At 49.7% G+C, this 12215-nt stretch carries 11 protein-coding genes and 2 tRNA genes; 9 read left to right on the plus strand and 4 right to left on the minus strand.

Annotation, left to right across the window (positions count from 1 at the left end; genetic code table 11):
- The first annotated feature begins 132 nt into the window (after positions 1 to 132).
- Positions 133 to 1086 carry an Rpn family recombination-promoting nuclease/putative transposase gene (locus DN748_RS16100; protein ID WP_112372860.1) on the plus strand — a complete coding sequence of 318 codons (954 nt, stop codon included), beginning with the start codon at positions 133 to 135 and terminating at the stop codon, positions 1084 to 1086.
- Between the two features lie 97 nt (positions 1087 to 1183).
- Here DN748_RS16100 and DN748_RS16105 read toward each other — a convergent pair whose 3' ends face one another.
- Together DN748_RS16105 and DN748_RS16110 are read right to left on the minus strand one after the other, a co-directional pair.
- On the minus strand, positions 1184 to 1558 hold the full coding sequence (locus DN748_RS16105; protein WP_112372861.1) for a DUF3037 domain-containing protein: 375 nt from the start codon (positions 1556 to 1558) through the stop codon (positions 1184 to 1186).
- Positions 1545 to 2336: a HipA family kinase gene (locus DN748_RS16110; protein ID WP_112372862.1), complete on the minus strand. Its 792-nt coding sequence runs from the start codon at positions 2334 to 2336 to the stop codon at positions 1545 to 1547. Before DN748_RS16110 ends, DN748_RS16105 begins: the two co-directional genes overlap by 14 nt.
- 160 nt (positions 2337 to 2496) lie before the next feature.
- Here DN748_RS16110 and DN748_RS16115 point away from each other — a divergent pair, with 160 nt between their 5' ends.
- Both DN748_RS16115 and DN748_RS16120 read left to right on the plus strand, forming a co-directional pair.
- Positions 2497 to 3321 (plus strand): mechanosensitive ion channel family protein, encoded by an 825-nt coding sequence (locus DN748_RS16115; protein ID WP_161554584.1) that lies wholly within the window; start codon positions 2497 to 2499, stop codon positions 3319 to 3321.
- Positions 3322 to 3366: 45 nt separating this feature from the next.
- Positions 3367 to 4107 (plus strand): hypothetical protein, encoded by a 741-nt coding sequence (locus DN748_RS16120; protein ID WP_112372864.1) that lies wholly within the window; start codon positions 3367 to 3369, stop codon positions 4105 to 4107.
- A gap of 23 nt (positions 4108 to 4130) precedes the next feature.
- Here DN748_RS16120 and DN748_RS16125 read toward each other — a convergent pair whose 3' ends face one another.
- A complete protein-coding gene (locus tag DN748_RS16125; protein WP_112372896.1) occupies positions 4131 to 4670 on the minus strand; it encodes an RNA methyltransferase in 540 nt (179 codons plus the stop codon).
- A gap of 637 nt (positions 4671 to 5307) precedes the next feature.
- Between DN748_RS16125 and mutS the strand changes: the two genes are divergently transcribed.
- The 6 genes from mutS (at position 5308) to DN748_RS16155 (ending at position 10801) form a co-directional block, all read left to right on the plus strand.
- Positions 5308 to 7878, plus strand: coding sequence for a DNA mismatch repair protein MutS (gene mutS, locus DN748_RS16130; protein ID WP_112372897.1), 2571 nt, complete (start codon positions 5308 to 5310; stop codon positions 7876 to 7878).
- Positions 7879 to 8012: 134 nt separating this feature from the next.
- Positions 8013 to 8085 (plus strand) — tRNA-Gly (locus DN748_RS16135).
- Between the two features lie 47 nt (positions 8086 to 8132).
- A tRNA-Leu gene (locus DN748_RS16140) sits at positions 8133 to 8218 on the plus strand.
- Positions 8219 to 8433: 215 nt separating this feature from the next.
- Positions 8434 to 8841: a VOC family protein gene (locus DN748_RS16145; RefSeq protein WP_112372865.1), complete on the plus strand. Its 408-nt coding sequence runs from the start codon at positions 8434 to 8436 to the stop codon at positions 8839 to 8841.
- 169 nt (positions 8842 to 9010) lie between these two features.
- Positions 9011 to 9805 carry an SDR family NAD(P)-dependent oxidoreductase gene (locus DN748_RS16150; RefSeq protein ID WP_112372866.1) on the plus strand — a complete coding sequence of 265 codons (795 nt, stop codon included), beginning with the start codon at positions 9011 to 9013 and terminating at the stop codon, positions 9803 to 9805.
- Positions 9806 to 9808: 3 nt separating this feature from the next.
- A complete protein-coding gene (locus DN748_RS16155) occupies positions 9809 to 10801 on the plus strand; it encodes an NAD-dependent epimerase/dehydratase family protein (RefSeq protein ID WP_112372867.1) in 993 nt (330 codons plus the stop codon).
- Between the two features lie 7 nt (positions 10802 to 10808).
- Here the strand turns inward: DN748_RS16155 and DN748_RS16160 are convergent, their stop codons facing one another.
- Positions 10809 to 12173, minus strand: coding sequence for a TlpA family protein disulfide reductase (locus tag DN748_RS16160; RefSeq protein WP_112372868.1), 1365 nt, complete (start codon positions 12171 to 12173; stop codon positions 10809 to 10811).
- Positions 12174 to 12215 lie beyond the last annotated feature (42 nt).

Below are 12215 nucleotides of genomic sequence, written 5' to 3' on the forward strand. Positions count from 1 at the left end.
CCGATGTAATATCCGGGAGCAGATATGTTTCCAGACAATGTAAGAAAAAAAATAAATAATTGTAGGTTTTGATATTAATTAGTAAGTTTATTCTTTCCATGCAAAAAGAATAAGCAACTATACAAGTCTATCATGGCCGATATCACCGCAATTCACGACAAATTCGTCAAAAAACTGCTCGCCGATACACAAGTTGCTGCCGATTACTTTAAAACAGCCCTGCCTCCCCATATTGCCGGTAAACTCGATTTCTCCACCCTTTACCGCCGTCCCGGTAACTATGTCTCCAAAGCGCTCGAACAGACCTTTTCCGATATCGTCTATACCTGTGAACTCAAAGACCGCAAGGAAAAGGTGGAAATATCCCTGTTACTGGAGCACAAAAGCGCTCCCGACACATATACCCCGGTACAGATAGGAGGGTATCTCTTCTCTGCCTACCGGCAGCAACTCCTTCAACGGAAACTCCTTACACCGGTAATCCCCGTCTTGCTCTATCACGGTAAAAAACGCTGGAAATACCGCACATTGGACCATTTGTTCGATCATTTAGACCCCGACCTGCTTGTGTTTCTTCCCAAATATGAGTATATTTACCACAGTTTAAGAGACTTGTCTGATAAAGAGATCCGGGCGATAGAGAACGGTTTCCTAATCGCTGCATTGTTACTGCTTAAACACGCATTCGACAAACCCGGGTTGAAATCCAGGCTTGCAGAAATTTTTTCCATAGGGTTGGCACAGGGGAGTAATGCACAACAGGTCAGCCTGGTGATCTACGGGTTTGAGCTGGTAGATCTGCCCGAAGAACAGGTTAAGGATATTTTAGAGACATTGCCATCGGATATAAAAGATAAAGTCATGAGTACATACGATCTATTGGTAGAAAAAGGAAGGAAGGAAGAACGTGCCAGGGCGCAAAAGCTGATTGAACAAGAACGTCATAAAGCGCAGCAAAAAAGCTACGATATTGTCAGCAATCTTTTGGCCTCCGGAAAATTCACCATTCTTGAGATTGCAGGTTTTGCTGCCGTTACCGAAGATTTTGTCAGGAAAGTGAGTGCCGATCTGACGGAGAAAAAGTAATGATCCTTTTCAAAGAAAACAATACTTAACGTCAAATGCATTGTAATACATAAATTGCCCGTTGTATAACTCCCGAACCGGAAAGCGGTCGTCCCGGTTACTGTACCAGTTTGCCAAATAAAGCCTGCAGGGTTTCTTCCGGATCCTCACAGAGCCCGGGGTGGGGCCTTGAGGTCTGGATCACCGAGCTTCTGACTGCCGTAAGCCAGCGAAAGCGGGAGGCGAGGTCCAGCCTGGCTATGGGGCCGCCATCGGCATTCCCGTTACACATCTTTTCAAAAGACCTGAGGTTCTCTTCGAGCTGGTGCAGGGATATTTCCCCTCCGAAAGCCGTGAACTTATCCGGAGCTATATAAAACAGGGCTTTCAGGAAAGATTTTTCCTTGCAGAAGAGTACGACGCCCACATTAAAGAACTCTTCGCGCTCTACCCTGGGCACCATGCGTATTACAGCGTATTCATATAACAGCATCTCTCGCGTGTTTTGCCTCGTTCAAAAAAATTCCGGAATGATCTCTCCGGCGCTGTAAAAAGCGGAAATACACTTCCCGAAGCTGTTCCGGGCTGTCTTCGGTCTGTTCCCATTGCAACCACACATCGGGGATCAGGGCTACCATTTCCCGCAGCACTCCGTCGGTAAGTACCTCCCGGCACTCACGGTCTGCCCGCTCCAGTTCCGAGGCCTGGCCGAGCAACACATGGTCCTTGATATAGGGAAATGGCGACAACGCCTGCTTTTCCCAGTTGCCCCAGGAATGATGAAAATAAAAAGCTGCACCGTGGTCTATAAGCCACAACTCCTTATGCCACCACAACATATTGGTGTTCCTGAAGGTACGGTCTATATTCGTGATAAACGCATCCAGCCAGACAATTCTTGAGGCCAGTACCGGAGATACCTCCACAGCCACCGGATCGAAGTTAATGGCCCCCGACAAAAAATGCAGTCCGAGATTGAGCCCCTGGCTTCCTTTCAGGAGGTCCTGGATCTCTTCGTCCCCTTCCGTCCTGCCGAAAGCCTCATCGAGTTCCACATACACGATCTCGGGAACTTTCAGTCCCAGTCTCCTCGCGACCTCACCCCCGAGCAATTCCGCGATAAGGGCCTTTACGCCATGTCCCGCACCCCGGAATTTCACCACATAGGTAAATCCGTCATCTGCATCCGCCATCGCAGGCAGCGACCCGCCTTCACGCAGGGGGGCAATATATCTTGTTACTGTAACCTTTCTTAAACCGGAAGAAACCATTCCTCAATCTTTATTCGTACAAAAATAGCTTTTTCCGGGTACTTACAGGTATTTCAAAAAAAATCAGGGGCGCCTGCCATACAAAGAAGAAAAGCCTTTTCATTTTATACCGGTCTACTGCGCGAAGCCAATGTGGATTATTTCCTTATTTTTGTATGATATGGAACAGTTTCTCGATCTTGAAACCCGTATTTATACCGAAAAGCTTATCAATTTCGGAATTTCCCTGCTGGAAGCTGTAGCCATCCTGGTTATCGGTTTCTGGCTTTCAAGGCTTATCAGCAGGTCTCTCTTTCTACTGATGCAAAAAAGGGATGTGGAACACTCTACCCGGAATTTTCTGCGTTCTTTTATCCGCATCATCCTCAACACCCTTGTGATCATTGTTGCTATAGGTAATGTAGGGGTCAAGGTCACTTCCATACTCGCTGTTATAGGCGGAGGAGCCGTAGGGCTCGGCCTGGGATTACAGGGTAGTTTCTCCAATTTTGCCGGAGGGATCATGATCATCCTCACCAAACCTTTTAAGACCGGCGACCTGATACAAACGGAAGAACACATCGGTTATGTGGAAAACATCCGTCTCCTGAATACCGTGATCCGCTCGCCCCGCAACGAACTTATCATATTACCCAATGCCCCGCTGTTCAACACCGCACTATCTAACTATTCAGCAAAAGACGCCTACCGTATCGACATTGTGGTGGGCGTAGCATACCGGTCAGACATTCACCGGCTAAGCCCATTGCTCAAGGAGGCCATCGGGCGAAACGAAATATTTATGAGCGACAGGAGGCTCACTGTAGAGATTGAACAGTTTACCCACGACCGTATAAACCTGACGGTAAGGGCGTACACCTTACCAACCAACTATTTTGACGCTCCCCTTATCCTGCACGGAATATGTAAAGATATCATCGAAAAAAACGGTTTTATCATGCCCGTAGCCCCTCAGGATATCAGGATTGTGAAGGGGGAATGTTGATCCGTATTTTTTTCTATCTTTAGTACAAACCCAAAAAACATCCTCATGAAACCACTATTTGCTCTTTTTGCCTTATTTTTTATTGTTTCACCCGCTTTTGCACGTGACCTGGAAGGTGCCTGGATACTTACGCATAAAAACGGTGAAGCGGTATCCGGAACAGAATACATAAAAATATACCAGGACGGCTATTTTGCTTTCGGGGGGAAACAGGTTGAAGGAAACGAATTTACCGATGCCGGAGGCGGGATTTATACGCTTGAAGGAGACCGGTATAGCGAAACCCCGGACTTCTACACTTCGGATACCGGGCGTATCGGCAAAAAACACTCCTCCGCCATTTCTTTTTCCGGGGATTCCTTTACGGTTACTGCCGGAAACGGGAACACGGAAACCTGGAAAAGATTGTCTGCCACCAAAGACGATCTCACCCGGAACTGGGTGATCACTGGGCGGGCTGATGCGGCAGGAAAAGTAAGCGAAATGACCCCGGGCGACCGCCGTACCGTCAAGATACTGAGCGGGGGGCGTTTTCAGTGGATAGCCTTTAACTCGGCCACGAGGGAGTTTATGGGGACCGGCGGCGGGACCTATACGGCAGAGAATGGAAAATATACCGAAAATATCACCTTTTTCTCACGGGATAACAGCAGGGTAGGGGCTTCGCTCGGGTTTGAATACGAGGTAAAAGACGGGAAATGGCACCACAGCGGACTGAGTTCGAAGGGAGATCCCATTTACGAGATATGGTCGCCTTACAGCGAGGCGTATCTCGCAAAACAGTAAGAAAAACGATAGAAATTTAAAGTTTATTTTTTCAAGCGGCCGAGTTTGCTGAACACATCCCAGACCACTACCCCTGCACTTACTGAAATATTCAGCGAGTGCTTGGTACCGTATTGCGGGATCTCCAGCGCCCCGTCGCAGGCCGACACCACCTCCTGGGCTACCCCCCTGACCTCATTGCCAAAAACAAGCGCATACCTGCCGCCCGGTTCGGGAATAAAATCGTGGAGCATCACGGCACCTTCCACCTGCTCCACGGCAATTACGGTAACCGATTCCTCCTGCAACTGCCGCACCAGTGAAACCGTATCCTTTACATACTCCCAGGCTACACTTTCGGTAGCTCCCAGGGCAGTTTTATGAATATCCTTATGTGGAGGAACGGCCGTAATACCGCAGAGATATATCTTCTCCACCCGGAAGGCATCGGCCGTACGGAATACCGAACCCGTGTTGTTCAGGCTGCGTATATTATCCAGTACAATGATCAACGGGGTTTTTTCCACATTTTTAAAGGCATTGACCTCAAGTCGTCCCAATTCGCTGTTCCTGAGTTTTCGCATGGTTTTCTGTGTTTTCCGGAATCCGGGTGACAAAGTTAAACTTTTGCCTTTCAACACGAAAACCGGGAGAAACTTGTTTTGGTCCTGACAAAAATTTCAAACAGCTAAAATTATTCATAAATTCGCCTTTGTTAAGGAGACTCCGGGGACGGGGCGACGAGGGGAAAAGGGTGACGGGTATTTAATACGCTATACGGTAACACTCATAAACTATCGTTAGCTTGCAAACAATGAAGTGGCCGGGAGTCGGAAGTCGGGAGTTGTCATTCCGACAGCCTGTCCCGAACATCGGGAAAGGAGAACCCCGAAGGGCTCAACACAGTTAAATCTGCGGTCTTTCGGTGGAGGTGTTAAAGTTCCTTTGTGCCTGGGCAGAGATTCTTCCCTTCGGTCTGAATGACAGGGGCCTTGTCATTCCGAAGATAGAGCCTGTCCCGGCCTTTTCGGTCGGGGAGGAATCTCCGGTCCTTCGGGAATGCTGTTGAAGTTCCTTTGGGCCGGGGTCGGGATTCCCTGCCTGCCGGCAGGCAGGTTCACTTCGTTCTGAATGACAGACTAACAACTAACAAACTAAGAACTAAAAACTAAACCACAAACAACTTTGGCAGCGACTAAGAACAAGAAGGAAACTCCGCTCATGAAGCAGTACAACCAGATCAAGGCCAAACACCCGGAGGCCCTGCTCCTGTTCCGTATAGGGGATTTTTACGAGACCTTCGGGGAAGATGCCGTAAAAACCTCGCGTATACTGGGCATTGTACTCACGCACCGCAACAACGGGGGAGACCGTTCTGAACTGGCCGGGTTTCCGCACCACTCGCTGAACACCTACCTGCCCAAACTGGTCAGGGCCGGGGAACGGGTAGCCATATGCGATCAGCTGGAAGACCCGAAGCTCACCAAAAAGATCGTAAAAAGAGGGGTTACCGAACTCATCACGCCGGGAGTTGCACTTAACGATGACATCCTCAATGCCAAGACCAACAATTTTTTGTGTGCGCTTTATTTCGGCAGGAAAAAACTGGGGATCGCTTTCCTGGATATTTCCACGGGCGAATTCCTTACCTCGGAAGGACAGGCGGACTATATCGACAAGCTCCTCCGGAATTTCAATCCGAGCGAGGTACTGGTATCCAAAAAATATAAACAGGAATTCACCACCCGGTTCGGCAATGACTTTCATACCTTTTTTGTGGAAGACTGGGTATACCAGGAAGACTTTGCCCTGGAAACCCTCACCCGGCATTTTAACACCAGCTCCCTCAAAGGCTTCGGTATAGCCCATCTCGCCGATGGCATCATCGCGTCGGGAGCAGCATTGCATTACCTGTCGGAAACACAGCACAGCCAGCTGCAACACATCACTGCCATTCACCGTATTGCAGAAGAGGAGTATGTGTGGATGGACCGTTTTACCATTCGCAATCTCGAACTTTACCACGCCACCGCGGGCAATGCGGTGACCCTTATCGACATCGTAGACAAGACCATTTCGCCCATGGGTGGCCGCATGCTCAGGCGCTGGCTCGCATTGCCCCTCAAGAACGCAGCAACCATAAGGCAGCGCCACGGGGTAGTGAGCTACTTTACAAAAGAAGAAAGCATCCTGCAGGAGATACGCGGGCAGATCAGGCAGATAGGAGATATCGAACGCCTGATCTCCAAGGTAGCCACGGGCAAGATAAACCCGAGGGAGGTCATACAGCTCAGAAACTCGCTGGAAGCCATAGTCCCGATCAAGACACTGGCGTCGGAGAGTGAGGAACAGGCCCTGAAAGCCCTGGGGAAAAAAATGGAAGGATGTGACACGCTCCGCGGGAAGATCGGGGAGACCCTGAACGAAGAGGCCCCGGTAAACATCCAGAAAGGGAATGTCATTGCTCCGGGGTTTTCGGAAGAACTGGACGACCTGAGAAACCTGGCTTTTTCCGGAAAGGACTATCTCGACAAAATGCTGGAACGGGAATCGGAACGCACCGGGATCCCGTCGCTCAAAATAGACTCCAACAATGTATTCGGTTATTACATAGAAGTAAGGAACACCCATAAAAACAAGGTCCCCGAAACATGGACCCGGAAGCAGACCCTGGTCAATGCCGAAAGGTATATCACCGAAGAGCTCAAGGAATACGAAGCGAAGATACTGGGGGCGGAAGAGAAGATATTACAGCTGGAACAACAGCTTTTTTCCCGCCTGGCCGAATGGATAAAGCAGTTTATAGCCCCGGTACAGGCCAATGCTTCCCTGGTAGCACAGATCGACTGCCTCAGCAGCTTTGCCTGCCTGGCCTCGGAAAACAACTACGTATGCCCCGTGATAGACGAAACCTTCGAGCTCGAGATCAAAAACGGAAGGCACCCGGTCATCGAAAAACAGCTGCCCCCGGACCAGCCATACATCGCGAACGATGTTTTCCTGGACCGCGAACAACAGCAGGTGATCATGATCACCGGGCCCAATATGAGCGGTAAATCGGCCATACTGCGGCAAACGGCCCTTATCGTGCTCATGGCGCAGACAGGGTGTTTTGTCCCTGCTGCCGGGGCTCGTATTGGTATCGTGGACAAGATATTCACCCGGGTGGGTGCCAGCGACAATATCTCCATGGGAGAATCGACCTTTATGGTGGAAATGAACGAAACCGCGTCCATCCTCAACAACATCTCGGAACGGAGCCTGGTACTGCTGGACGAGATCGGAAGGGGCACCAGCACCTACGACGGGATTTCCATAGCCTGGGCCATCTCGGAATACCTGCACGAGCACCCCGCAAGGGCAAAGACACTCTTTGCCACCCATTACCACGAACTCAACGAGATGACGGAGACATTTGTCCGCGTCAAAAACTATAACGTTTCGGTAAAGGAACTGAAAGACAAGGTACTCTTCCTCAGGAAACTGGTTCCCGGTGGCAGCGAGCACAGCTTCGGTATTCACGTGGCCCGTATGGCAGGAATGCCGCAGCAGGTAATACAGCGGGCCAACAAAATCCTGAAAAAGCTGGAACGGTCGCATTCTTCCGACGAGCTTACGGACCGCCTCAAACCGGAAGGGGACGAAATGCAGCTCAGCTTTTTTAACCTGGACGACCCCTTGCTGGAAGATATCCGGGAAGAAATACTGAATACCGATATCGATACCCTCACCCCCGTGGAGGCCCTGATGAAACTGAACGAGATAAAGCGCATGCTCACCAGAAAAAAATAATCCCGTACCACAATCCCGGAAGGCGTATAAACAGTGAAGGGAAAGTGCTTTTTTATAAAAATTTCTTTGCTATTAACAGAAAAACATTAAATTTGCATCCGCAATAATCCTTACACGGGAATGCTTTTAAAACTGCGAAAATAGCTCAGTTGGTAGAGCGCCACCTTGCCAAGGTGGAGGTCGCGGGTTCGAATCCCGTTTTTCGCTCTTCGCTTCAGACCCGCTCTTGCAGCGGGTTTGTCTTTGATATAGCCGCTCGGATGGTGGAATTGGTAGACACGTTGGACTTAAAATCCAATGGACAGTAATGTCCGTGCGGGTTCAAGTCCCGCTCCGAGTACGGAAAACCGCTTAAAGAATTGATTTTTAGGCGGTTTTTATTTTTATCTCCACGCTCAGAACTACCTGACAATACTCCAGGTTTCACGAATAAATGCCCATAGACCGAAAAACAGATCTTCGGGAATAAATGAATCACCGATTTTCTTGTCTTATGCAAAGTGCATTAAAAAATAACGCCTGTATATTCGTAACGTACCACAAAACAAAATAAGGATGGCTAAACAAGTTTTTATCAACCTGCCAGTAAATGACCTGCAAAAATCAATGGACTTTTACACCGCATTGGGCTTTACCAACAACCCCCGGTTTTCTGACGACACGGGAAAATGTATGGTCTGGAGCGAAAGTATTTTTGTAATGCTCCTGACACGGGAAAAGTTTGCAACCTTTGCAACCAAACCCATTGCAGACACCAAATCCGGTTTGGCAGGACTTTTCTCATTGTCGGTAGAAAGCGTAGCGGAAATGGACAAAATGATGGAAGCAGGACTGCAGGCAGGTGGTACGGAACCCAACGAAATAAGGGACTACGGCTTTATGCAACAACGGACCATAGAGGATTTTGACGGACATACCTGGGAGATCTTCTTTATGGACATGTCAAAAATACCGGCCGAATAGCCCGGACTCAAACTTCAAAACTCCCGACGCATCAATTCAAAACCATAAAACCGGACTCTCCTGAGCGCGATTACGACAATAAAACGGGAAAAGCTTTTTTTATCCTTTACTTTTTGACTATCTTAAAAAAGAGATCCGGCAACAAGGTCCGGATAAAATCAAAAAGACAATGATGCATCGTAGAAATTCGTTTACCGTAATCACGGGGGCCAGCCAGGGTCTTGGCAAGGCCCTGGCCGAAGAATGTGCCCGGAGAAGACACAACCTGATACTCATATCCCTCCCCGGGGAGAACATAGGGCATGTTGCACGGACCCTCACCAGGCAACATACCGTGGAGGTCATCTGCCATGAGACCGACCTTACCAAGGAGGAAAATATCTCCAGGACCGTTTCGGATATCCGGAAGTACAATGTAAACGTGCTGATCAATAATGCCGGGATAGGCGGAACAAAGAAATTCATGGATGCCGATCTTACCTATATCGATGAGATCCTGCTGCTCAATATGCGGTCGATGGTGATGCTCACGCATAAATTACTCCCTGTACTGCAAAAGCAGAAGCAGTCGTATATCCTGAATATCTCCAGCCTGGCAGCCTTTTCCCCCATGCCCTACAAAACCGTATACCCCGCAACAAAAGCCTTTGTCTATTCCTTTTCCCGCGGACTGAATGCGGAACTCAAAGACCACAATATCCACGTAGCCGTAGCACACCCGGGAGGGATGGCCACCAACCGCGACACCTCCAGGAGAATAAGCTCGCACGGAAAATTTATCCGGTCTTCCATACTTTCCGCCGAAACGACAGCCAGTATCTGTATGGACAAACTGCTGCATAAGGAAAACATTATTATCCCGGGAAAAATGAACAGGTTCAGTTCCTTTTTACAACGGTTTATCCCTGTGGATCTCCAGCTCAGGATCTTCAGCAGTAAACTGCAACGCGAATTACAGCAATAAGACATGGCACATACCGTACTGGTGACCGGAGCCAACGGCTTCCTCGGCAATCATATCGTAAGGGTCCTTCTGCAGCAAGGCTTCCGGGTCATTGCCATGGTCCGCCCCCACAGCGACATACGGAGCCTTGAGGGAGTGGATTGTACCATAGAGAGAGGTCAGCTGGACGACCCGGAAGATATAGACAGGATGGTCTGCAAATCGGACTATATCATTCATTGCGCCTCGATGACCTCCCCGCACAGCACAGACCTCAACCTCTATAAGAAAGTCAATGTTCACACCACCCGTTTACTGGCTGAAGCCGGTGAGCGGTACGGTATAAAACGTTTTGTACTGGTGAGTACGGCCAACTGTTTTACCAACGGTTCGCTGGAACAGCCGGGTACCGAAGCTTCGGGTTTTATGCCCTGGCTGCGCCATTCCGGCTATGCCTACAGCAAACACCTGGCCCAGGAATACATACTCGGCAAAAGCAGAAGGGAAAACTTCCCCGCCATTGTAGTAGCTCCCACTTTCCTGGTAGGCCCTTACGACACCAGGCCGTCCAGCGGGGCGCTGTTGCTGTACGCCCTGAAAAACCGGTTGCTGTTCTGCCCCCGCGGAGGCAAGAGCTTTGCCGACGTCCGGGCAGTGGCAGTGGCCACCGCAAACGCCCTGAGCATGGGACGGACAGGTGAATGCTACCTGCTTTCCGGCGAAAACCTCGACTACGCTACCTATTTCAGAAAAATAGCTTCCATTACAGGGAAACGAAAAAGCATGCTACCCCTGCCGGAACAACTGCAAGGTTTGTTCGGCCTGGCCTGCCGCGTTGTTCCCTACCGGAAGATACGCCTGCTGAAAACCCATATGAGAATGCTGTCGCTCGACAATTATTTCAGCAATCACAAGGCAAAGACCGAACTGCAGATGCCGGACACCGATATCGACAAGGCCATAACCGATGCCATTACCTGGTTCGAAAAGGAGGGATACCTGAAAGGGACAGGATAAGAGTGGTTCAGATATCCAGCCCGTCAAAGATATCCTGCAGCTTGCCCGAAGAGGGTACGGGCGCATTGTAATCCACTATATGGCCTTCCGGGTCGAGAATGATAAAACGGGGCACCTCCCGGATCAGGTATTCCTTTACAAAAGAGGATTCCCAGTCCTTGTCCGCAAGCAACTGTATACCTCCCAGTTTTTTATCCCTGATCATTTTTTTCCACTTGTCCCGGTCCTTATGTTTGTCGATCGAAATACTGACAAACCGGATATTTTTCCCGTGGTACCTGGTTTCCAGCTCCTGCAGATAGGGGATCTCCTTCCTGCACGGCCCGCACCAGGTGGCCCATACATCGATCAGAAGGTAAGACCCTGCCAGGTCGCTGAGCGAGGTAGTCCCTCCTTTATAGTTTTCATAGTCCCGGAAACCGGGAGAAGGTGATCCTTTGGCCACCTTGTCCAACACGGTATAACTATCGGTAATTTCCTTGTTGTATGCCGGATCGGTAGATGTTTTGAGGAACAGGCTGTAAAACGTCTGAAGGTCGCCGGTATATGCGATACCATACCTCGCGTGGTTATAGGCCAGGCTGTTCCTTATGGTATCGTTTGTGATCCCGGAAATTTCCTTGAGATAGGCTATATCGCCGTCCAGTCCCGACTGCCGGACAGCCTGCTCCGCATTCCGCCGGTAATGCTCTTCCAGCATACGCCTGTACCCGGGAGAGAACAAATAGTCCATGGCACGGTCGAAGGTCAGGGTATCTTCCAGGTTCCGTATTTTTTCCCGGAGCCCGCCAAGCTTGTGAAGGGTATCGAGTTTTTCGAGCCTTTTCAGGTCCAGGAGATATCCGTATCCGATATTTCTTCGCTCCAGTGTCCTGAACGCAGAAGACAGTCCGCCATACCCGTCCAGGAACCGGAGTTCCTTTTCCTGCTGTGCTTCAATCAGACCCGGCACGGAGTCGCTGAGCCGGGTCATGGCCTTTTGCACCCGTTCCATGGAGGAACGCTGTGCCCTGATCCTGTTGTATACATAAGCGTTTTCTTTACTTCCCGTCCCCTCATAGGTCAGTGACTTACCAAACTGCCCGGTATCAAAGGTGATACGGAGGTCATAGCCATTTTCCAGGTAAGTCCTCCAGAACAGCTTGCCGTAGGAAAAAAGGTAGGACCCCGGCATCAGCTGAAGGGTATCCCTGAAACGGCCCGAGGCATCTACCCTCAGGGTATCCCTGTAATAATCGTTTCCAACAATAGTCAGGACGGAATCGTTGTGATTCCGGATACTCCCGGATATAATGGCAGCCTGATGGTCGGTTTTCGGGGCACAGCTGCATACCAGCATAAGCGCCCCCATAGCTAAAAGAAATTTGGTCATCGTGATAAGTTTTCAGGAAAAACGGAAGCCATCTTCCCGGGG

It is taken from the genome of Sinomicrobium soli (assembly GCF_003285545.1).
Taxonomy (GTDB): Bacteria; Bacteroidota; Bacteroidia; order Flavobacteriales; family Flavobacteriaceae; genus Sinomicrobium.

Coding starts and splice junctions, on each gene's coding strand:
- DN748_RS16100 (WP_112372860.1), top strand. CDS start 133: ATGGCCGATATCACCGCAATTCACGACAAATTCGTCAAAAAACTGCTC.
- DN748_RS16105 (WP_112372861.1), bottom strand. CDS start 1,558: ATGCTGTTATATGAATACGCTGTAATACGCATGGTGCCCAGGGTAGAG.
- DN748_RS16110 (WP_112372862.1), bottom strand. CDS start 2,336: ATGGTTTCTTCCGGTTTAAGAAAGGTTACAGTAACAAGATATATTGCC.
- DN748_RS16115 (WP_161554584.1), top strand. CDS start 2,497: ATGGAACAGTTTCTCGATCTTGAAACCCGTATTTATACCGAAAAGCTT.
- DN748_RS16120 (WP_112372864.1), top strand. CDS start 3,367: ATGAAACCACTATTTGCTCTTTTTGCCTTATTTTTTATTGTTTCACCC.
- DN748_RS16125 (WP_112372896.1), bottom strand. CDS start 4,670: ATGCGAAAACTCAGGAACAGCGAATTGGGACGACTTGAGGTCAATGCC.
- mutS (WP_112372897.1), top strand. CDS start 5,308: ATGAAGCAGTACAACCAGATCAAGGCCAAACACCCGGAGGCCCTGCTC.
- DN748_RS16145 (WP_112372865.1), top strand. CDS start 8,434: ATGGCTAAACAAGTTTTTATCAACCTGCCAGTAAATGACCTGCAAAAA.
- DN748_RS16150 (WP_112372866.1), top strand. CDS start 9,011: ATGATGCATCGTAGAAATTCGTTTACCGTAATCACGGGGGCCAGCCAG.
- DN748_RS16155 (WP_112372867.1), top strand. CDS start 9,809: ATGGCACATACCGTACTGGTGACCGGAGCCAACGGCTTCCTCGGCAAT.
- DN748_RS16160 (WP_112372868.1), bottom strand. CDS start 12,173: ATGACCAAATTTCTTTTAGCTATGGGGGCGCTTATGCTGGTATGCAGC.